Annotated in this window: 17 protein-coding genes and 2 pseudogenes; 11 read left to right on the top strand and 8 right to left on the bottom strand. The window is 59.0% G+C overall.

What is annotated here, in order from left to right; all coding sequences use genetic code 11:
- Positions 1-33: 33 nt before the first annotated feature.
- Both HMPREF2692_RS13305 and HMPREF2692_RS13535 read right to left on the bottom strand, forming a co-directional pair.
- Positions 34-411, bottom strand: a pseudogene (locus HMPREF2692_RS13305) (IS256 family transposase); the annotation flags it as partial.
- Positions 412-664: 253 nt separating this feature from the next.
- Positions 665-816 (bottom strand): annotated as a pseudogene (locus HMPREF2692_RS13535) (hydrolase); the annotation flags it as partial.
- Between the two features lie 134 nt (positions 817-950).
- Here HMPREF2692_RS13535 and HMPREF2692_RS04710 point away from each other — a divergent pair.
- On the top strand, positions 951-2,297 hold the full coding sequence (locus tag HMPREF2692_RS04710) for a YjiH family protein (RefSeq protein WP_070822942.1): 1,347 nt from the start codon (positions 951-953) through the stop codon (positions 2,295-2,297).
- Positions 2,298-2,870: 573 nt separating this feature from the next.
- Here HMPREF2692_RS04710 and hutG read toward each other — a convergent pair.
- A complete protein-coding gene (hutG, locus tag HMPREF2692_RS04700; protein WP_070822940.1) occupies positions 2,871-3,803 on the bottom strand; it encodes a formimidoylglutamase in 933 nt (310 codons plus the stop codon).
- A gap of 98 nt (positions 3,804-3,901) precedes the next feature.
- Here hutG and HMPREF2692_RS04695 point away from each other — a divergent pair, with 98 nt between their 5' ends.
- From HMPREF2692_RS04695 to hutI, 5 genes are all read left to right on the top strand, one after another.
- Complete coding sequence (locus HMPREF2692_RS04695) at positions 3,902-4,609, top strand: IclR family transcriptional regulator (RefSeq protein WP_070822937.1); 708 nt, start codon at positions 3,902-3,904, stop codon at positions 4,607-4,609.
- A 78-nt stretch (positions 4,610-4,687) separates the two neighbouring features.
- On the top strand, positions 4,688-6,241 hold the full coding sequence (gene hutH, locus HMPREF2692_RS04690; RefSeq protein WP_070822935.1) for a histidine ammonia-lyase: 1,554 nt from the start codon (positions 4,688-4,690) through the stop codon (positions 6,239-6,241).
- 1 nt (position 6,242) lies between these two features.
- Positions 6,243-6,905: a flavin reductase family protein gene (locus HMPREF2692_RS04685; RefSeq protein WP_141744853.1), complete on the top strand. Its 663-nt coding sequence runs from the start codon at positions 6,243-6,245 to the stop codon at positions 6,903-6,905.
- Positions 6,906-7,182: 277 nt separating this feature from the next.
- Positions 7,183-8,859, top strand: a complete 1,677-nt coding sequence (gene hutU, locus HMPREF2692_RS04680) for a urocanate hydratase (RefSeq protein ID WP_070518667.1) — start codon at positions 7,183-7,185, stop codon at positions 8,857-8,859.
- Between the two features lie 48 nt (positions 8,860-8,907).
- Complete coding sequence (gene hutI / locus HMPREF2692_RS04675; RefSeq protein WP_062035408.1) at positions 8,908-10,086, top strand: imidazolonepropionase; 1,179 nt, start codon at positions 8,908-8,910, stop codon at positions 10,084-10,086.
- Here hutI and HMPREF2692_RS04670 read toward each other — a convergent pair.
- Positions 10,083-10,961: an SGNH/GDSL hydrolase family protein gene (locus tag HMPREF2692_RS04670; RefSeq protein ID WP_070822932.1), complete on the bottom strand. Its 879-nt coding sequence runs from the start codon at positions 10,959-10,961 to the stop codon at positions 10,083-10,085. The two genes, hutI and HMPREF2692_RS04670, sit on opposite strands and share 4 nt — an antisense overlap.
- A 161-nt stretch (positions 10,962-11,122) precedes the next feature.
- Here HMPREF2692_RS04670 and HMPREF2692_RS04665 point away from each other — a divergent pair, with 161 nt between their 5' ends.
- Entirely contained in the window at positions 11,123-13,117 is a 1,995-nt protein-coding gene (locus HMPREF2692_RS04665) for a DEAD/DEAH box helicase (RefSeq protein ID WP_070822929.1), read from the top strand.
- Positions 13,118-13,209: 92 nt separating this feature from the next.
- On the opposite strand, the gene HMPREF2692_RS04660 is transcribed toward HMPREF2692_RS04665, so the two are convergent.
- Entirely contained in the window at positions 13,210-14,304 is a 1,095-nt protein-coding gene (locus tag HMPREF2692_RS04660; RefSeq protein ID WP_070822928.1) for an alpha/beta hydrolase, read from the bottom strand.
- 66 nt (positions 14,305-14,370) lie between these two features.
- Between HMPREF2692_RS04660 and HMPREF2692_RS04655 the strand changes: the two genes are divergently transcribed.
- From HMPREF2692_RS04655 to fepB, 4 genes are read left to right on the top strand one after another with little or no spacing between them, the layout of a single operon-like run.
- Complete coding sequence (locus HMPREF2692_RS04655; protein ID WP_210385646.1) at positions 14,371-15,366, top strand: FecCD family ABC transporter permease; 996 nt, start codon at positions 14,371-14,373, stop codon at positions 15,364-15,366.
- Between the two features lies 1 nt (position 15,367).
- Complete coding sequence (locus tag HMPREF2692_RS04650; RefSeq protein WP_062035398.1) at positions 15,368-16,414, top strand: FecCD family ABC transporter permease; 1,047 nt, start codon at positions 15,368-15,370, stop codon at positions 16,412-16,414.
- A complete protein-coding gene (locus HMPREF2692_RS04645) occupies positions 16,411-17,205 on the top strand; it encodes an ABC transporter ATP-binding protein (RefSeq protein ID WP_070822925.1) in 795 nt (264 codons plus the stop codon). The genes HMPREF2692_RS04650 and HMPREF2692_RS04645 overlap by 4 nt, the downstream gene beginning before the upstream one ends.
- Positions 17,206-17,251: 46 nt before the next feature.
- Entirely contained in the window at positions 17,252-18,277 is a 1,026-nt protein-coding gene (gene fepB / locus HMPREF2692_RS04640) for a Fe2+-enterobactin ABC transporter substrate-binding protein (RefSeq protein WP_062035394.1), read from the top strand.
- 70 nt (positions 18,278-18,347) lie between these two features.
- Here fepB and HMPREF2692_RS04635 read toward each other — a convergent pair whose 3' ends face one another.
- The 3 genes from HMPREF2692_RS04635 to putP are packed head-to-tail and all read right to left on the bottom strand — an operon-like array spanning position 18,348 to position 20,988.
- The gene (locus HMPREF2692_RS04635; RefSeq protein WP_061925925.1) at positions 18,348-18,791 is read right to left on the bottom strand and encodes a hypothetical protein; all 444 of its coding nucleotides are present in this window, start codon (positions 18,789-18,791) and stop codon (positions 18,348-18,350) included.
- Positions 18,792-18,828: 37 nt separating this feature from the next.
- Entirely contained in the window at positions 18,829-19,365 is a 537-nt protein-coding gene (locus HMPREF2692_RS04630; RefSeq protein WP_070432818.1) for an HNH endonuclease family protein, read from the bottom strand.
- A 60-nt stretch (positions 19,366-19,425) separates the two neighbouring features.
- The gene (putP, locus tag HMPREF2692_RS04625; protein WP_070432819.1) at positions 19,426-20,988 is read right to left on the bottom strand and encodes a sodium/proline symporter PutP; all 1,563 of its coding nucleotides are present in this window, start codon (positions 20,986-20,988) and stop codon (positions 19,426-19,428) included.
- Positions 20,989-21,030: the final 42 nt, after the last annotated feature.

The raw sequence follows: 21,030 nt of genomic DNA, 5'->3' as shown, positions 1-21,030 counted from the left end.
ATATCAGGTGTCCACCAAAAAGGGGTCAGGTCCCCAGTTGATGACGTGGGTGTCTGTGCAGGCGATAAGCAGTAGCCCTGCTCCGGTGTGGGTGCCGTCGATGAAGATTTGATCGTGGATGCGGTAGCGATCCAGGTGGTCAGGGATTTGGATGTACCAGAAAGTGTCGAATCGTCGGTTCAGTGTCCATCGTGATACTCCGTGCTGTTTAGCGCATTCAGTCATCGATAGCTTGCCGGTGACATGGTTTATGAAGACGTTGAAATTCGCAGCATAGGCACGATCTGGTCGGGTGTTGGTGCTGGATGCTCCGCAGGTAGTGCAGCGCCAACGAGTGGTTCCTTTTGAGGTTGTGCCGTTGCGTTTCATTTTTGATGAACACACCGGGCATCGTGGATGGTTCTTTGGCATCCAACAATCAGATATCGCCGACTAGCACAGGTTTGTATTGAAGCTGGTATTTCGCGGACCATCTGGGTTTATTACGTCTTCGGCGAAATAAACCCACGGTTTACATCACCTGGCCTGCGTCAACCCCGAGATTCAGACACACTTTCTGCTACTTAGCCCCGAGTTTATGCTGAGTGATCCCCATCTCCTTGAGGAAGTCCTCAAGCGTGCAGTAAAAAGTGGTTAGCTCAATACTTGCAAAATCGTATTCCTAGGTTGTCGTCGTCACTTTCTGGCCGACCTCGGCGATGAGGTTGAGTTCCTCGCGGATTTCTCGAGCTAGAGCTTGCCCGGTATCTTTCGGCAGGCGAGGAAGCGCTGGCCATCATAAAAGACGGCGCCCACAACGCGAATGGGGTTGGACATGACTCTATTGTGCCTTGGATCTCGAAAACGTGTAGACAGTGAGCTGTTACTTAGATAACATGGCCCTAATGTTCGCGTAAAGGCTGTCACGCGGGCTTGAATTTTGTATGCAAGCTTGAGGGGACGGTTTTACTGTGACTTCTACCGAATCGGTTTATTCCTCCCACCAGAGTCATGACGGGGAAATTCCGCAGCCTGGGGGACGGTGGAAACTCTTTTTATATAGCGCGATTGGCGCATTCGTATTCTTCCTACCGGTGACGTATCAGGATAAGCGCTCCATTCCTTTGGACCACATGGTCACCATGGTGCGTGAGGGGATTCCGGCGGCGGTGCCGTGGATTATTTTTGCCTTGGCCGTGTACGGAACGGTGCGAAGTTTTACTACCGGCGCATTTAAAGAAAGTGCGCTGCAGGCAGTCTTTGCGGTGCTCAATATTGTCGGTGCAGTGATCTCGTTTCTTATGGTCATCGACGCGCTGCCGTGGGTGCTCGGTGACGAGGATTTGGTGCCGTTCTTGTGGAACTCCATTGCCACTCCGGTAGGCCTCATCGTGCCTATTGGTGGTGCGTTCCTAGCGTTTCTCATTGGCTTTGGCCTGCTGGAGTTCGTTGGCGTGCTCATGCAGCCCATCATGCGGCCGTTGTGGAAGACGCCGGGACGCTCTGCCATTGATGCAGTGGCCTCGTTCGTGGGCTCATATTCACTGGGAATTTTGGTCACGGACCGCGTCTACCAAAAGGGCGGATACACCGGACGTGAGGCAGCGATTATTGCCACCGGCTTTTCGACGGTCTCTGCGGCCTTCATGGTCATCGTGGCCAAGCAGCTCGACTTGATGAAGGTATGGGGCACATACTTCATTGTCACGCTCATCGTGACCTTTGTGGTTACTGCCATTACCGTGCGGATTCCGCCGCTGCGCACCATTCCAGACGAGTATTTTGCGGACGCGCATCCAGATCCGGAAAAGCCGGTAGAAGGCTCGCGCATCAAAAACGCGTGGCGCGAGGCGATGCTGGCGCTGCAGCGGGCACCGTCTTTGTGGGAATCCATTTGGGAGAACCTGCGCGATGGTGTGCGCATGGCGGCGGCAATCGTGCCCTCCATCATGTCGGTGGGTCTTATTGGCCTGCTGCTTGCGCGCTTTACGCCCATCTTCGAGTGGATTGGCTACCTGTTTTACCCATTTGCGTGGGTAGTGCAGTTGCCGGAGCCGGTACAAGCGGGCAAGGGCGCGGCCATGGGTATTGCGGAGATGTTCCTGCCCGCCACGGCAGTGGCAGGCAGCGACAGCATGGTGCTCAAGTTCGTCATCGGCGTGGTGGCAGTCTCCGCCATTATTTTCTTCTCCGCATTGGTGCCGTGCATCCTGGCTACCAAGATCCCAGTGAAGCTGACCCACTTGGTCATCATTTGGTTTGAGCGCGTAGCGCTGACCATTCTCATCGCCACGCCGATTGCCCACCTGCTTTTTTGATAAGTTGAACCCAACACGGGTAAGAGGATCTATATCGCTGGAGGGAAATGATGGTTATAGCCACTATCGCAGCTGAGGTAGCTTTTTGGCTTTGCTTAGCGGCTGGCTGCCTCTTGCGTTACGTGTTTAATCTGCGCAAACTTGGCTTGATACTTATGGCCGCGACCCCAATTATCGACCTGCTGCTCTTAGTATTTTTCTACGTGAGTCTGAGCCAAGGCGGTAGGGCCGAGTTCATGCACGGATTCGCGGCCTTTTATATTTCTTTCTCGGTTGTCTTTGGCAAAGACATTATTGGATTCGTAGACCGGAAGGTTTCTGGAGTTGCACCCCGAGAAAGTGCTCATGCGGACAGGCGCAGTTTCACAAAGTGTGTGGTTGCGAGTGCTGGCGCAGCGCTTTTGCTGCTCATAGGCATTGTGGTGACTGGCTTAGCGGGTAGCTTCTGGCTTGTCTACTGGCTCATAGCAGTGGCATTTACTCCCGCTATGTGGTGGGGAGTCCAACGTTGGATGAGTAAGAAAGCTACCCGCTAAACTGCACGGCCCGGGTAAACCCCAACGCCGTTGGCGTTTAGCTGGTGAGGTGGGCCGTGACGATGTCATCGATAAGCCGCGCCGCCGCTTTGGCGGTGCGGTTATCTATGTCAAAGGTGGGATTGAGCTCGACGACGTCCACCAGAGCCAGCTTGCCCGTCCGTGCAATTGCTACGGCCATGGCGCGGATACGCTCATAGCTCACGCCCAGAGATGCCGGGGCGGATACGCCCGGCGCGGTAGAAGCCGGCAGGACATCGAGGTCGATGGACAAATGAACCTTGTCCTTGCCCTCGGTGGCACGGGCTGCAAGTTCGCCGCACTCGGCCGGGGTGAGGTTGGTTAGCTCTTCGTCCAGGGTGACGGCTACACCGAGCGATTCGGCTTCGTCGAAAAGCACCTTGGTGTTATTGGGGCGGGAGATGCCCAGCACGGTGTAATCAAAGTCATCGCTAAGCTCCGAAATCTGCTTGAACGGGGTGCCGGAGGTGGCCTGGTCCGCGCGGCGTAGATCGAAGTGGGCGTCCAGATTGATGATCTTGGTGGCGCCTACCGCGCGATACAGGCCGCGGTGAGAGCCAAAGGCAGTCTCGTGCCCGCCGCCCAGGATGATGGGTAGGCTGCCGGCCGCAACGAGTTCTTGCACCTTATCGGAAAGGGCGTCGTGGGCGCCCTTGAGGTCATCGGCCTGGGTGGTGATCGTGCCGGCGTCGGCAAGCGCATGCTCATGGTGCACCGCCAAGGAGCCGAGCGCGGAACGCAGCGCAGCCGGGCCTGCGGCTGCACCCTGGCGCCCGCCATTACGCAGCACGCCCTCGTCGGAAGCAAAACCCAAGAGAGCCACTGGGGCTGGGGAAGTGGCGGACTGGTTGATAACGCTATGCCAGCGAGCATGCTCTGGTCCCGGGCCATCGGAGCGGCCGGACCATTCGGGGGCGGGGGTGAAAAGTTCAGCTGTTTCAGTGTTCATGGTTTTCGATGTTAGGTAAAACCGCGGCATGTGGCAGGAAACTCTGCCTACAATCACTAAGCGTGAGTACCAACAGAGTCCCCGCGGCGCGTCACGCGATGGAGATCCTTAAGCTTTTATCCACCATCGACGTCCCTATTTCTGCTGCCCGCATCCAAGGTGAGCTCAACCTGCCGCGCTCATCTACGTACCACCTGCTGGCGGAGATGGTTGATGCTGGTTTTGTAGTCCATTTGCCGGAGCATAAGACGTATGGCCTGGGGCTGGCCGCGTATTCCATGGCCTCGGCCTACGTGACGCAGCAACCCTTGGTGCGCATGGCTACTCGGGACTTGGAACAGTGTGCGGTGCTGGTGGGCGGATCGGGTCATCTGTCACGTATGGCTGGATCGGAAATTTTGTATCTGCAGGAGGTGCGTGCAGCCGGGGCTACCTCCTTGGTGACCGAGGTGGGCGTGCGCCTGCAAGCACATAAGACGGCATCCGGGCGTGTGATGCTGGCGCATCTGCCTGATGCGGAGGTGCGCGCCGCCTTTGATACTGCGGGAGGTAGCGGCTTTACCGCATTGAAAGAACGCTTGAGTTTGGTAGCTGCACGCGGGTGGGACCAAGAGATTGAAGAAATTACTCGCGGCCAGGCCTCTGTGGCGGTACCCATCCTGGATCATTTGGATCGCCCAGCGGCGGCGGTGGCGGTGACGTATCCGGTAGGGACGCCGGATACGAAGGTAGACGCCGCCGTTCGAGCTTTGCTGGAAGTATCGGACAAGATGGCGGCCAAAATGTACCGCAATCACAAAAAGTGATGTAGCATACATTCATCGCGTTGGGCTGTCGCGCGACACATTGAAATTATTGATCCCTTTTTTAAAGGAGTTTTTGCCATGCCTAACGCCTACCCAACCACCGTGACCGTAAATGTCGGCGCGCTGAGCATCGAGGATGTCGTTGCCGTTGCCCGCTATGGCGCGCAGGTGGAGATTGCTCCCGAAGCGCTAGAAGAGGTGGCCGCTACCCGCGAGCGCGTGGAAGAACTAGCACAGGATCCCACCCCGGTCTATGGCATTTCCACCGGCTTTGGCGCGCTCGCTCGCCGCCATATCCCAGAAGAGATGCGCGCCCAGCTGCAGCTTTCCCTAGTACGTTCGCATGCTGCGGGCACCGGCCCGGAAGTAGAAGAAGAAGTCATCCGCGCACTGATGCTGCTGCGCCTGTCCACCCTGTGCACCGGCCGCACCGGCGTGCGCCCCGTAGTGGTGGAAACGTATGCCAAGGCCCTCAATGCCGGCATTGTGCCGGTGGTGCGCGAGTATGGCTCGCTGGGCTGCTCCGGAGATTTGGCGCCGCTTGCTCACTGTGCGCTGGCCCTGTTGGGAGAAGGCGAGGTACGCGTGAACGGCGAGCTGCAGGATGCGGGCGAAGCCTTGGCCGCAGCTGGCATCGAGCCGCTGCAGCTGCGCGAGAAGGAAGGCCTAGCGCTCATCAACGGCACCGATGGCATGCTCGGCCAGCTCTGCCTGGCCATTACTGACCTGCGCGCGGCCGCAAAGACCGCCGATATTGCCACCGCCATGACCGTGGAGGGCCTGCTGGGTACCCTCGTTGTCTTTGCAGATGACCTGCAGCAGTTGCGCCCACATCCGGGCCAGGCCGATGCCGCGGCCAATATCCTCCAGGTGGCCGAGGGGTCACAGATCTTGGAAGCCGCGCTCGAGGAGTTCAAGAAGAATCAGGTACAGGATGCCTACTCCGTGCGCTGCGCCCCGCAGGTCGCCGGCGGTTTCCGCGATACGTTGACCCACACTGCCCAGGTGGCTGAACGCGAGCTGGCTGCCGCGGTGGATAATCCGGTGGTGACCAAGGATGGCCGCGTGGTCTCCAATGGCAACTTCCACGGCGCGCCGGTGGCCTATGCGCTCGACTTCCTGGCAATTGTCACCGCGGATTTGGCCTCGATTTCCGAGCGCCGTACCGACCGCTTCCTGGACCCGGCACGCAACCGCGGGCTGAACGCATTTCTTGCCGACGACCCCGGTGTCGACTCCGGCCACATGATCGCGCAGTACGCCCAGGCTGGCATCGTCAGTGAGATGAAGCGCCTCGCCAACCCCTCCTCGGCCGATTCCATTCCGTCTTCGGCCATGCAGGAAGACCATGTCTCCATGGGGTGGTCCGCCGCCCGCAAGCTGCGCAAGGCCGTCGATGGCCTGCAGCGCGTGCTGGCCGTTGAGATCCTCACCGCCGCCCGCGCCATCGACATGCGCGAGGGTGCCCCGGCTAAGGGCACCGGCGCGGTGATCGCCAAGCTGCGCGAAACCGTCAAGGGGCCAGGTGTGGACCGTTACCTCTCTCCGGAAATCGAGGAGACCGTGCGCCTAGTCAAGGAGGGCGCGCTTGTCGAAGCCGTCGAGAATGCTACCGGAAAGCTGCGTGGTTAATATGTCGACCATCTCTTGGCGCCCGCAATCTGAGCCCAACCCCTTGCCGTTTTCCCCTTTTAAAGCCAGCACGGTACCGCGCCCCATTGGATGGCTTTCCAGTGTGGATGGTGAGGGCCGCGAAAACATCGCGCCCTATAGTCAGTGGCAAAACCTCACCTTCGATCTACCCATGGTGATGTTTTCGGCCAACCAGTACCCGGATGGTCGCCGCAAGGACACGGTGCTTAACGCGGAGGAGACCGGCTGGTTCGTGTGGAATATGGCCACCTATGATCTACGCGAGGAAGTCAATAAATCCGCCCAGGTGCTCGACTATGGCGACAGCGAGTGGGACCGCCTTTCCGTAACCAAGGAATACGCGGACAATTACCGCATTCCCATGGTGAAAGAATCGCCGGTGAAGTTCGAGTGCCAGTACAAGACCACGCTGCGCGTGCCTGGTAATTCCAAGGTGGGCAGCATCGACCTCGTGGTGGCGGATGTAAAAACCATCCATATCGATGAATCTGTCATCGATGAGGAAGGCAAGCTTGACATCCTCAAGATTAAGCCCATCGCGCGCATGGGCTACTTTGACTACACCGTGGTCACAGAAAAATTCGAGATGCGCGTGCCCGGCTCCGACGACGCCGCGCGCGCCGGACTAGAGGGCAGCGCCTAGCGCATCGGCCATAACCCGCTGGCCCGCGTGGGTGGATCAAGCGGCGAGGAGGGCCGCGGAAAGGAGGGGGATAAACCGGCGCATGCACGGCATCGTCGATCGTCCCGTCTGTGTCTCATATACGAGACAGTTAGGGCTAATGTGGCATGGTACACAGGGCTGGGTCACAGTACTTTATGACATGTGACGCTGAACAAGTCCTCGGGGACAGCCCCGGGACACCGGCCTAGGGGGCTTGGGAGGGCGTCGAAAAGCACAAGCGAAAGGAATCCTCACCATGTCTCAACCACGCGAAGTACGCGCACCACGCGGAACCGAACTGTCCGCCAAGTCCTGGCAGACCGAAGCGCCCCTGCGCATGCTCATGAATAACCTCGACCCGGAGGTAGCCGAGCGCCCCGAGGATCTCGTGGTCTACGGCGGCACCGGCCGTGCAGCGCGCAGCTGGGAGGCCTTCGATGCCATCGTAGAGTCCCTTAAGGATCTCGAGTCCGACGAGACCCTGCTCGTCCAGTCTGGTAAGCCGGTCGGCATCTGGAAGACCAATGAGTGGGCGCCCCGCGTGCTCATCGCAAACTCCAACCTCGTGGGGGACTGGGCCAACTGGGAGCACTTCCGTGAGCTCGAGGACGAGGGCCTCATGATGTACGGCCAAATGACGGCCGGCTCCTGGATCTACATCGCTACCCAGGGCATCCTGCAGGGCACCTTTGAGACCTTCGCGGCCGTAGCGAAGAAGCGTTTTGGCGGCACCCTGGCCGGCACTTTCACCCTGACCGGTGGCTGCGGCGGCATGGGTGGCGCACAGCCGCTGTCTGTCACCCTTAACGGTGGCGCCTGCCTCATCGTGGACGTTGATGAAACCCGCCTAAAGCGCCGCCAGCATAAGCGTTACCTCGATGAGGTTGTCACCGACCTAGATGAAGCACTCAAGCTGGTTCTTGACGCCAAGGAAAACAAGAAGCCGCTTTCCGTAGGCCTGGTAGGCAACGCCGCCGAGGTATTCCCGGAGATTCTGCGCCGCCAGCGCGCCGGGGAATTTACCGTCGACATCGTCACCGACCAGACCTCGGCCCACGATCCGTTGTCCTACCTGCCTTCTGAAATCACCGTGGAAGACTGGCACAACGAAGCCAAGGCGGATCCAACCACCTTCACTAAGAAGGCCCGCGAATCCATGGCTGCCCAGGTCCAGGCTATGGTCGAGTTCCAGGATGAGGGCGCAGAGGTCTTTGACTATGGCAACTCCATTCGTGATGAGGCTCGCAAGGCCGGCTACCAGCGTGCCTTCGAGTTCCCTGGCTTTGTGCCGGCCTACATTCGTCCGCTGTTCTGCGAGGGCCTTGGCCCGTTCCGTTGGGCTGCCCTGTCCGGTGACCCAGAGGACATCAAGGTCACCGACCAAGCCCTCAAGGAGCTCTTCCCAGACAACGAGCACCTGCACAACTGGCTCGACGCAGCAGAGGAGTACGTCGAGTTCGAAGGACTGCCGGCACGTATCTGCTGGCTGGGCTACAACGAGCGCCACAAGGCCGGCCTGCTCTTTAACGACCTGGTGCGCGAGGGCAAGATCAAGGCTCCTATTGTCATCGGCCGCGACCACTTGGACTCCGGCTCCGTGGCCTCCCCATACCGCGAGACCGAGGCGATGCTCGATGGCACCGATGCCGTGGCTGACTGGCCACTGCTTAACGCCATGACCGCTGTGTCTTCCGGTGCTACCTGGGTGTCCCTTCACCACGGCGGCGGCGTGGGCATGGGCCGTTCCATCCACGCCGGTCAGGTTACCGTTGCAGACGGCACCGAGTTGGCCGCCGCCAAGCTGCGCGCGGTCCTCACCAACGACCCGGGCATGGGCGTTATCCGCCACGTCGATTCCGGATACACTCGCGCGAAGGAAGTAGCTGATGAGCGCGGCGTACGTATTCCGATGGAATTTCGAGCTCGCGACTAGCAGACGGCACCACATACGGGTTGGTCAAACCCAGAAAGGACGCTTTAGATGAGCACCCTGTTTACTGGAATCTCCGAATTACACACGGTTAGTGAAGCCGGAACGCTTGACGACGCCGCCATCGTCGTCACCGATGGTGTGGTTTCGTGGGTGGGGCAGCGGTCTCAAGCGCCGGCCGCTGACGACATCGTGGATTGCGGTGGGCGAGCAGTTTTGCCCGGTTGGGTCGATTCGCATACCCACATGATTTTCGATGGAGACCGCTCCGCCGAATTCGAGGCCCGCATGAGCGGTGGCTCTTATGAAGCAGGCGGCATTGCAGTCACTATGGATGCCACTCGCTCTGCTGGCGAAAGCCGACTCGAGCAGCTTCTGGTCGAGCGCATTGCAGCGGCCCGTCGAGGCGGTACTACGACCGTCGAGACAAAAACTGGCTACGGCCTCAACACCGAATCCGAAGTGCTTGCTGCGCGAGTAGCCTCCAAGTACGCAGATGACGTCACTTTTCTCGGCGCGCACCTTGTTCCACCTGGCGCGGATGCTGATGCCTACTTGGATGAGGTCGTAGGACCGATGCTTGACGGCGTCGCAGACTATGCGAATTGGATTGACGTGTTCTGTGAGCGAGGCGCGTTTGATGAGACGCAGTCTCGGCGGGTTCTTGCCGCTGGCAAGGATCGTGGCTTAGGCGTGCGTGTACACGGTAATCAGTTGGGTGAGGGGCCCGGTGTTCAACTCGCGGTTGAGCTGGATGCCGCTTCAGTCGACCACGTTAACTATTTGAGCGATGCCGACATTGAGGCTTTAGCCAACTCCGAGACCGTCGCTACCATGCTTCCTGCCTGCGATCTTTCCACTCGCGAGCCGCTAGCTCCGGGGCGTCGTCTGCTTGATGCAGGCGCCACCGTTGCTATCGCTTCTAATCTGAATCCGGGAACGTCTTATACCTCCTCGATGAACTTTTGCGTTACTACGGCGGTGCTGCAGCAGCGTCTATCTCTAGACGAGGCCGTCCGAGCAGCGACGTTTGGTGGCGCTAAAGCTCTTCGCAGGCACGATGTTGGTGGAGGCCTAGATGCGCAGGGGCGCCCGGCAAAGGGCACGATTGTTGAAGGTGCTGCGGCCGATCTTCATGTGCTCGATGCACCGAGCGCCATTCACTTGGCTTATCGCCCGGGTATGCCCATGACGTGGCGTACGTTTGTCGCAGGAAAACCTGCGTTCTAAAGGTGCTCAGCGATGGCATGTGCCATCGCTAACTGCCCTTCGTGGGTGGGATGCATAGGGTAGGCCCCATTTTCAGTCCCCGCGAGGTCGACCCAGCGCTCCGCAACGGGGGCGCAGCCGGTGTGCAGTTCGGTGCCCGGTGGCACGACGAACTGCGCGCCGGCGCGGTGGGCTGCTTGCTCGACTTCCAAGTTGATCTGCGAAATCTTTTGCATCAGCCAAAGACGGTCGACGTCGCTGACTTTTTCAATCGCGGGGCAATTGCTTTCGTTATCCGTCGGTGCAAGAAGTGGCATATAGGCGGTCGCGAAAATCTTGGCCTGTGGGGCCTTGCGGTGGATGCCGGCGTAGACGTCGTCTAGCTTGGCAGGCAGTGCCGCCAGGGCTTGGTCGATCTCCCCGCCGTGGAGTTCGGCGCAATTCAGATCGTTGGTGTTCATAGCGCAGCTTGTCAGTACGCCGAAGCCGGCGTCATTGCCGCCGATGGACAAGGTGATGATGTCGGTCGTGGTGTCCACGGCGTCCAACTGCGGTGGAAGGTCCGCACGTGGCCCCAGGACGTGGTCGGTTAGGGCGCCTTGGCACGTGACGTCGTCAAGCGCGAGCCCCTTCATCTGCTGTAACTGTGACGGATAGTTGTCGCTCGCCCGTGCACACCATCCTGGCCCGGTGTGTGGGGCGCCGCGGGTGCCCATCGAGGCATAAGAGTCGCCCAACGCGACGTAGTGCAGGGCGTCGCTAGTCTGCTCGTCCTTGCCTGTCTCTTCTTTTGCTGTGTCGCAGGCGCCAAGGCTGAGCGCTAGGGCGGTGGTTGCCAGCGCAGCCAGCGTGCTGTGGCGCACGTGGCGCGGAAAGAGACGAGCGGGGATGGTCATGGGCGTGATTGTACGCAAATGCGGGGGAAGGTTGACTATGAAATTGGGCGGGTGTGACCGTTAGGTAATGGGATAGATGGTGTGTTTGTTGGCACCTTTAAAGCGCTTTTAGCTCGATCGATGGCGGTAGGGGGTTTGTATAACGTACTGTGGAGCAAGCAATGAGCATTACCGATAACGCCACCGGCGGCGTGAACGAGCCGGAAGAAATCAATAAGTCGGAATCTCAGGAAATCTCGCAAGGTGACGTTGAAACCACCGGGGCTGCGAATAACCCTGAGGACACCGGCGCTGAAAATACTTCAGCCAACGACAATTCCCAGGGGTTTGCAACTCTCGGCCTGCCTGACGATGTTCAGCACGCCGTTGCGAAGGTCGGCTTTACCCAGCCATCCCCAATCCAGGAACAAACCATCCCGATCCTGATGGAAGGCCGCGACGTCGTGGGCCTCGCCCAGACGGGTACCGGAAAGACCGCAGCTTTCGCGCTGCCGGTTCTATCCCAGGTCGACCCAGAAGTACGCCACCCACAGGCACTGGTTCTCGCCCCAACGCGTGAACTTGCCCTGCAGGTTGCGGACTCTTTCCAGTCCTTTGCTGATCACCTGGGCCGCATCGAGGTGCTGCCAATCTACGGTGGTCAGGCATACGGCATTCAGCTTTCTGGTCTGCGCCGTGGCGCCCAGATCATCGTCGGCACCCCAGGCCGCGTCATCGACCACCTGGAGAAGGGCTCCCTGGATATTTCCCAGCTGCGCTTCCTGGTCCTCGACGAGGCAGACGAGATGCTGAACATGGGCTTCCAGGAAGACGTTGAGCGCATCCTGGAAGACACCCCGGAAGAAAAGCAGGTCGCGCTGTTCTCGGCAACGATGCCGAACTCCATTCGCCGCCTGTCCAAGCAGTACCTCAACAATCCGGCCGAGGTAACGGTCAAGACTGAGCGCCGCACCAATGACAACATCACGCAGCGTTACCTTTTGACCCCACACCGTCAGAAGATGGATGCCTTCACCCGCATCCTCGAGGTCATCGAGTACGACGCCATCATCGTCTTCTGCCGTACGAAGCACGAGACCGAAGAGGTCGCTGACAATTTGCGCGACGCTGGCTATAACGCGGCTGCAATTAACGGCGACATCGCCCAGCAGCAGCGTGAGCGCACCGTTGACCAGCTCAAGGATGGCCGCTTGGACATCCTCGTGGCTACCGACGTCGCCGCTCGTGGCCTGGACGTTGAGCGCATCACCCACGTGGTCAACTACGACATCCCGAACGACACCGAGTCCTACGTGCACCGCATTGGCCGTACCGGCCGTGCAGGCCGTACCGGTGAGGCGATCCTGTTCGTCACCCCGCGTGAGCGCCGCATGCTGCGCTCCATCGAGCGCGTGACCAACGCCCGCCTCGAGGAAATGGACCTGCCTTCCGCTGACGAGGTCAACGAGAAGCGCAAGGAAAAGTTCCTGGCCAAGATCGGCGAGTCCCTGGGCGAGAAGCAGTTCGAGTTCTTCCGCGACATGGTTCGCGAGTACTCTGCAGCGAACAACGTTGCCATGGATGACATCGCCGCAGCGCTTGCAGTCCAGCTGCAGGGCGGCAAGGACTTCCTGCTCAAGGAGCAGCCAGCGCCGAAGCGCGACCGCCGCGACCGCGACCGCTTTGACCGTGGGGATCGCCGCGACCGTGGTGACCGCGGTGGACGTGGCGGCTTCCGCGACCGTGATCGTGACCGTGGCCCGCGCCGCCCGGACGGTGACTTTGAGACCTACCGCCTGGACGTCGGCAAGCGCCAGAACGTGCGCCCAGGCGCCATCGTCGGTGCGCTGGCCAACGAGGGTGGCTTGTCCTCCAAGGACTTCGGCCGCATCACCATTGCAGTGGGCCACACTCTGGTCGACCTGCCGAAGAACCTTGACCGCGCAGTGCTGGACCGTCTGAAGGACACACGCATCTCCGGCCAGCTGATTAACATCGCCAAGGACACCGGCCGCCCGCCGCGCCGCGATGGCGATGACCGTGGCGGACGCGGCGGCCGTGGTGGCTACCGCGATGATCGTCGCGGAGGCCGTGGGCGCCGTGACGACCGTGGCGGACGGGGTGGCCGTGGTGGCTACCGTGACCGTGATGACCGCCGTGGCAGTTGGCGCGACTAACACGCGCAAAGCGTTACCGCCGTCCTTTTTCTTCCGCGGTACCTTAGAGGTGCAGCAAACCAGGGAGAATGGGGGACGGCGGTTTCGCCGTTTTAGCGCAACTTCAAATGCTGTATGCCCGCGATGACGCCTTCGCGCCATGGGGCATAATCGTGGCCGCCGACGAATTGGCGCGATACCTGGTGAGGTGACTGCAAGCAACGCGCGAACTCTTGATTGACACTGCCCATGGAATCCTTTTTCGTGGGGGTGCTGGAACTCAATGCGGTCTCTAGGGTGCCAATCTCATGGAAGATTCGCCGCGGTGGCCCGGCAAGCGGCTTTTGCCAAGCCGCAAGTTCTTCTGGATCAAACCAAAAGGACGCCGACTGCACGATGGCATTTTCTACCAGGTCCGGACGCCTGCGCACGGTGCGAGCGGCGGCGAGCCCGCCGAAGGAAGCACCGGCGATGGCGGTGTCCGCAGGTCGCATATTTACCCCGAGACCATGCAGCCAGGGAAGCAACTGATCGGCGAGAAAAGGCTCAAGCACCGCCGCGTTGCACAGCAAGGTGCCGCGGTCTTGCGCATTCGTGGTGCTGAAATATGCGGTGCTGCACTGCGGCGCGAACGGGTAGGAGTTTACGTACCTGTTGCCATCTGTGAGCAACAGAAGCGAAGGGCCGCCGGTGATATCAGCCCAGGCCTCCACACTAAAGCGGTGGCCGTCGGGGGCGGCAATATCGAAAAGCGTGTGGTGTTGGGGCTTGCGAACGGGATAAGGCGCGGCCGGAACTTCACCAGACGCTGGCACGCGCAGGCAAGTAAGGTTTCCCACCCTCTCGGATTCTTGGTCGAGTGCTGTGGCAGTTTCAATGTGTTTAATCCATTGCTCCCGTTCGGTTGAAATTGGCTTGCCTGCAGGAATTAGCCCGGCACTCATTACGAGACCGCGCGGTAGCGCGAAAGCGCCGACGAACCAGTCGCGGTAAGGCCGTAGCCGGAAATGCTCGAGGTCTTCGCGATGGACGTGAGTGATTGTGTCGAAGAAAACGTAAGCGTCGTGAGGCGAAGCGATGAGTACAACCGCTTGGTCATCGGTGTGCGAAAGCACCTGGTAACGCGCATAGACCTTTTCGGGATTAACTTCGTCCCAATCGAAATCAATGCGCTGAGCTGCACTAAGAAGGCTAATTTCGGATAACATAACGAGTTAGTATAGCATCACCTAAATAAATAATGGGTTACTTTAGTTCGGTGGGAGGTTTGCCTCGTGCTCACAGTTCGGCGTATTGCCGTCTTAGTGCTGACCTGCGCAATTCTTGCCTTGTTGTGTTTTGCTTCTTTAGCTATCGGTTCATCCCACATTCCGCTAGCCAACGTGTGGCACTTGCTCCTTCATCCTGATGGCTCCGGTGAAAGCTACAACGTCAATGGGTTGCGTCTGCAGCGGACGGTGGTGGGCGTGCTCGTGGGAGTAGCCCTTGCAGTCGCAGGTGCAGTAATGCAGGTGATTACTAGGAACCCGATGGCAGACCCAGGCTTACTGGGCGTCAACTCTGGGGCTTCGCTCGCCATCGTGGTGGGTGCGTGCTTGGGTAGCGCTGATAGTGCCCACATGCAATTTCTCCTCGCTGCGGTGGGCGCGGCCGGCGCTGCGACTTTGGTGTACTTCGTTGGCGGTGCCTCGCAAGTGGGCGGTGCCTCGCCCGTGCGGCTGGTGCTCGCTGGCGCCGCCTTTTCCGCCGCGTCCGGCGGCGTCGTTTCGGCACTATTGTTGTTGCGCGAAGATGCATTTCAAACGTTTCGCTACTGGGACGTGGGCGCGCTAACTCGCAACGACGTCAACCTGTGGTGGTTTGCGGTACCGCTCGCCGCTGGGCTCGTCATCATCTTTGCAACGTTCCCGCAGCTTTCAAACATGGCGCTTGGCGACGACGTCGCTGCCGCCTTGGGCACCGATGTGGTGCGAACCCGAGGCCTTGCCTTGGTGGGGCTGACCTTGCTTTGTGCTGCCGCAACTGCGATTGCTGGCCCCATCAGCTTCGTGGGGCTCATGGTCCCACTGTGGGCGGGATGGCTGATGGGCTCACACCTTGCCTGGACCATCTCCTTGTGCTTGGTATTCGGACCGTGCTTGATGCTCACTGCAGACATCCTGGGCCGCGTCATCGCCAGGCCCTCCGAGATCCCAGTGGGTGTCCTTACTGCCTTTGTCGGAGCGCCCTTCTTGTTCTTTATGGCAACTCGAATGAAGACTCGGAGCTGACATGTCACACCTAATACAGCGAGGTGGTCTGCCGAAAGGTCAGTGGCGAGTGGGAACGGGGAAGTACTCGGTCATTGTCCATTTCCGCAGTTGGGGCGTTTGTTTAGCATGTTCCATACTTCTATTGGCATTGAGCCTTGTCGCTTTACGCGTTGGTACCGCTAGTTATGGATTTGCGGACTTGTGGGAAGTTCTTAGCGGAGGCGGGGAAAAGCGCGCTCGCTTGGTGATAGTGGAGTGGCGTCTACCGCGCATCCTTGCGGGCATCGTGGTAGGAGCGCTGTTGGGTATGTCGGGTGTTGTTTTCCAAACGATAACTCGCAACCCCTTGGGCAGCCCGGACATCATCGGGTTTTCCATGGGCGCACAGACGGGAATCTTGGTGAGCGTCCTCGTCTTTGGCGGCAGCATCCTTGGTTCTTCCTTCGCGGCAATGGTGGGCGGAACCCTAGCCGGGGCAGTGATCTTTGCTTTGTCCAGCAAAGGAGGCTTTGGCGGTGTGCGCCTGATTTTGGCCGGCATCGCGCTGTCGGCGATGCTGGGCTCTTTAAATCGCTGGCTCCTGCTCCAGGCCGATAGCGATGCCGCCTATGGCGCGGCTCGTGCTATTACGGGAACGCTTACCGCAGTCGAGTGGAAGGAAGTGACCGTTGCTCTCGCCGCTGGCGGGGTGGTGATGCTCCTCCTGCTGTGTGCGCAGCGCCAGCTGCACCTTTTAGCACTGGGGGAGCAACGCGCTAGCACACTCGGTATGCGCGTTAACACGGAACGCGCTTGGTTGGTTATCTTGGCAACGCTCATGGTCGCCATCGCGACTACAACCGCGGGCCCCATCGCGTTCATTGCGTTACTAGCTCCTCATATTTCGAAACAGCTTACCGGTTGTAACACCCCAGTTGTTCCGGCGGCTGCCGTCGGATCAACGTTGCTCCTAGGCGCCGATGTCATGGGGCAGGTCTGGGCTTCCGAACTACCCGTGGGAGTCATCACTGCTGCAGTAGGCGGGTTTTACTTTTTCGGTCTGTTGCTGCGGAAGGAAACAAGATGAAGACAAAACTAAAGCTGAGCGAAGTGCGCACTACCTATGGCAAGAACGTGATTTCTGAATCGGTGACGCTGGAGATTCCGGCAGCGGAATTTACCGCAATCATTGGTCCAAACGCCTGCGGCAAGTCAACGCTGCTCAGTGCCATCGCCCGATTACACAAGCCTGACGAAGGCTCCATCGTGCTGGATGGGCGGGAAGTCTATGCCACCGCGCCCCGGCAACTCGCGCGAAGGCTTGGGCTGCTGCCGCAGGATGCCAAGGCGCCAGAGAAGATGACCGTGCGTGAACTGGTGGCGCATGGCCGCTCGCCACACCAAAGCCTTTTCCGCCAGTGGTCGAGCGCGGACCGTGAAGCTGTAGATCTGGCCATGGCACAAACTGGTGTTGCCGACTTGGCAGATAGAGAGGTAGATGCTCTTTCAGGCGGCCAGCGCCAACGCGTCTGGCTTGCACTCGTGTTGGCTCAGCAGACTGAGACCATCCTGCTCGATGAGCCGGTGAGCTTTCTCGACCTTGCACATCACATCGACATCTTGGAACTGTGCCAGAAGTTGTGCAATGAAGGCCGAACGGTGGTGGCGGTCTTGCACGATCTCAATCTTGCGCTGCGCTATGCCTCCAATCTGGTGGTCATGAAAGACGGAGCCGTCGTGGGGCAAGGGCCGCCTCGTGAGGTGGTCACTGAGCAGCTGCTCGAACATGTCTACGGTGTGCGCTGCCTTGTCACCCCAGACCCACTCCCCCACGAGCCGATGGTCATTCCCAGGCCGCGGTTGAAGCCAAATTCCTGATCTCGAACCCCTAAACAAAGTCCATCCGATTTCTCAAGGAGAAAAATTGAAACGACATCTCAACGCTATTACGGCGCTAACGGTTGTATTAGCTACCAGCGTGGCGCTTGTTAGCTGCAGCAGCCAAGACGCTGGTGAGCAGGAAAGACCTGAGGCTCAGACGCAAGCGACGCAGACGGGGCAGTGGCCCCGCACCGTAGAAACCGATGACGGCAACCTCGAGATTGAGGCACAGCCACAGCGCATCGTCTCGACCTCGACGACACTGACCGGTTCGCTCCTCGCTCTAGACGCGCCCGTCGTGGCCTCGGGCGCGACCAAGCCCAATATTGAGGGATTGTCCGATGATCAGGGCTTTTTCAATCAATACTCGGAGCAGGCCAAAGCTAAAGGAGTTGAAAAGCTGTGGTCGAATTCTTCACCAAACCCAGAAGACGTTCTGCCTTACGAGCCGGATCTAATCATCGTTTCAAAAAATGGCGGCGATTCAGCCTATGACCAGGTGGATCAGCTGCGGAAGATCGCGCCAGTGATGGTGGTGGATTATACGAAGGCCTCGTGGCAAGACGTCACGACCATGCTGGCGAAGGCAACCGGCAAGGAGGACAAGGCCAAACAAATTCTTGCGGACTTCGACCAGAAAGTGGACAAGGTCGCGAAATCCATCAAGGTCCCAGATCATGCGGTGTCGCCGCTAACCGTCTTTGGAGATGGCTCGGGCGCAGCTGCACTGACGCACAAGGCTGCGCAATCGCAGCTCCTGGAAAGACTTGGCTTCACGCTGACGGATATCCCTGAGCAAGTAAAGGGTGATACTTCGATGGGCAAGTCGCGCGGCGACATCGTCCAGCTGTCCTTGGAAAACGTGCAAAAAGGTCTGCCAGGCGAATCTTGGATCGTCGTCGCTGGCGATAAGAAAACCCAAGCGACAATGGAAAAGGAACAAGCCTTCAACACTTCACCGGCATATAAGAATAAGCAGGTCTACTTTTTGCCAGGGGAGACCTTCCGCCTTGATTACTTCTCCGCGCAGCTGATGCTCGATTCCCTGGCCAAGCAGTTTGCTGAATAAGCGCAAGGCCCCAACAGCATAAATAGGCCGCGATCCCCACGGATCGCGGCCTATTTATGCTGTTGGCTGATTAGACAAACATCAAGATTGCGCAGATCATCCACAGCAGGTTGAAGATGCCGGAGAAAGCGGAAAGCTGCTTCTTCAGACCTTCAGCGTCCATGTCTTCGGCGCCGTCGAGAGCAGCGAGGGCCTTCTTCTGCTTCGGCACGATGAGGAAGAACAGCAGGCACCAAGCGATAACTGCCAGCAGGATCGCGATGTGGAACTGGACTGCGGACTTGTAGGCTTCGAGGTCCGTCAGGAAGACAGCGACGCCCAGAACCGGCACGATGGCGGAGATGTAGCCATAAGTGTTGGTGATCTTGTGCAGGATGCGCGCTGCACCGACTGCTACGTGCTCACCATTGGCGGCGCTAAACATCTGACCAGGGAAGGCAGAAGTTGCCACGCAGACCGGGCCGATGAGCAGCACTGCTGCGAGGACGTGCAGAATTACTAGAAGACTAGTCATGGAGGCCTTTCACTTCAGTTTGGGGTTCGCAAGAAGTTTAGTCAGTGGTGAGCTGGAAATCGAACCGACACTGCCTGCGCATTACCCGTACATCCGCAGCTGGAAGGGGCAAATCATATTTGCGTGCCACGGCCGCAAGCCGGCGGGAGTAGTCGCAGCGGTTGGCAGGCGGTAGCCACTCGGAAGGCAGGGAATCGGACTTGTCCTGGTTGAGATCTTTTGCAGTTGCTACCAAGTTGAGCGGGTCATTGGCAAAGGCTGTCTTGCGCTGCCTATCCCAGCGGTAGGCGCCCATGTCCCACGCCGCCGAAAGAGGGAAGACGTGGTCGACCTCAACGGTGGCTGGGTTGTGTTTACCCGAATAAGGATCGTATAGGCCGTAGGCGGTGGCCTGGGCATCTCGTACATTGTCCTTTGTATCGGGTAGCCAGCCGCCGAAGGCTTCGCGTTCGTAGCCGATGATGCGAACTCGCATATCTGCTTCAGCCACGCCCAAGGGCGGGCCCGGCAGGAAGTGGTTTAGGCCCCACAACGCAGTAACCGCGCACAGCCCGGCAAGAAAATAGTGCTTCATAGACTATTTAGACTTGTGCCGTGCTGTGCGCGGTTCCCGGTGGGGAGATATAAGGGTGGCTTAGCCTTGTACCTTCTCTGCTGCTTCCTCGAAGTCCAAGTTTTTGTTGTTTTCAACAAGCTTGGCCAGCTGGGAAGCTTCTTCGAACTCGGTGACGACCTTGGTATCTGGTGCCTTGGTCACTAGGGAGACCACGCCGGTGACCACCAGGGAGATGGCAAAGCCTGGGACCAGCTCGTAGAGGGCATCGGAAAGCGCAGACATGCCCCAGCCGATAGCCACGATGGCACCGGTCACCATGCCGGCAATCGCGCCGGTGGAGTTCAGGCGCTTCCAGTACAGGGACAGCAGCACCAGCGGGCCGAATGCGGAACCGAAGCCGGCCCAAGCGAAGCCGACCAAGCCCAGGATGGAATCGGAAGGATTAATCGCCAGGACTGTCGCGATGATGGCAATGGCAACCACAGCCGTACGCGATAGGTTAATGAGAACGTCCTGGGAGGGCTTCTTCTTTGCCACGATCATGAACAGATCCTCGATCAGAGAGGTGGAAACCACGAGCATCTGTGAGGACATGGTGGACATGATGGCGGCCAGAACCGCAGTCAGAACCAGACCTGCAAAAAGTGGGTGGAACATGACCTGGGCCATGTCAAGGAAGATGGTTTCGTAGTTTTCCTGATCGGTAATGGCGTGATCAGTGTTGGTGAAAAATACCGTGCCGGCCAGGGCCACGAAGATGGCGCCAATCAGGGAAAGGAACATCCAGCTGATGCCGTAGAAGCGGCCCGCGCGGGCGTCGGCAGGCTTGCGCAGCGCCATGAAGCGCACGATGATGTGCGGCTGACCAAAATACCCCAAGCCCCAGGCTAGGTTGCCGATGATAACTGCTGCGGAAACACCGGAGAAGAGCGAGAAGTACTCAGGGTTTTCAATGACTCCGCCGGAAGCATAAGGATTCTCCGCCGCGAAGCTGAAGATATCGCCAGGATTATCCAAAGTCATGATTGCCATGATCGGAACGATGATGAGCGAGGCGAACATGAGCAAGCCCTGCACGGTATCGGTGTAGGAGACCGCGAGGAAGCCGCCGACGAAGGTGTAGAACACGGTAACGGCCGCAACGATCAGCATGCCGACCAAGTAATCGCCGCCGAAGGTGGACTCGAAATAGCGGCCGCCGGAGACCATGCCGGAAGAGACATAGAAGGTAAAGAAGAAGATGATGATGGCGGCCGAGAGAATGCGCAGCACGCGGGATTTGTCATGCAGGCGGTTCTCAAAGAAGGACGGAACGGTAATCGAGTTACCGGCAATCTCAGAGTAGGAGCGCAGGCGTGGGGCGACCCATTTCCAGTTGGCCCATGCGCCAACCAGCAGGCCGATGGCCATCCATAGCTCCGACATGCCCGTTAAGAACAATGCGCCAGGCAGGCCCATGAGCAGCCAGCCGGACATGTCCGAGGCGCCGGCGGACAGTGCCGCGACGAAGGGGTGGAGTCCACGCCCGCCCAGGACGTAATCGTCGTACTGGTCTGTTTGTTTATAGCTCCAGAAACCGATGGCGGCCATCGCGAGCAGATAGAGAATCATCGCCACGACGTACCAAGTGGAATCTTGCACGGATTTCTCCTCGTTGTTTGAGAGTAGGACCCTCCCACGCTA

Source organism: Corynebacterium sp. HMSC036D03, assembly GCF_001836185.1.
GTDB classification, from domain to species: domain Bacteria; phylum Actinomycetota; class Actinomycetes; order Mycobacteriales; family Mycobacteriaceae; genus Corynebacterium; species Corynebacterium simulans.
The sequence above is the reverse complement of the archived record's forward strand: the minus strand, read 5'-3'. Positions and strand labels throughout refer to the sequence as shown.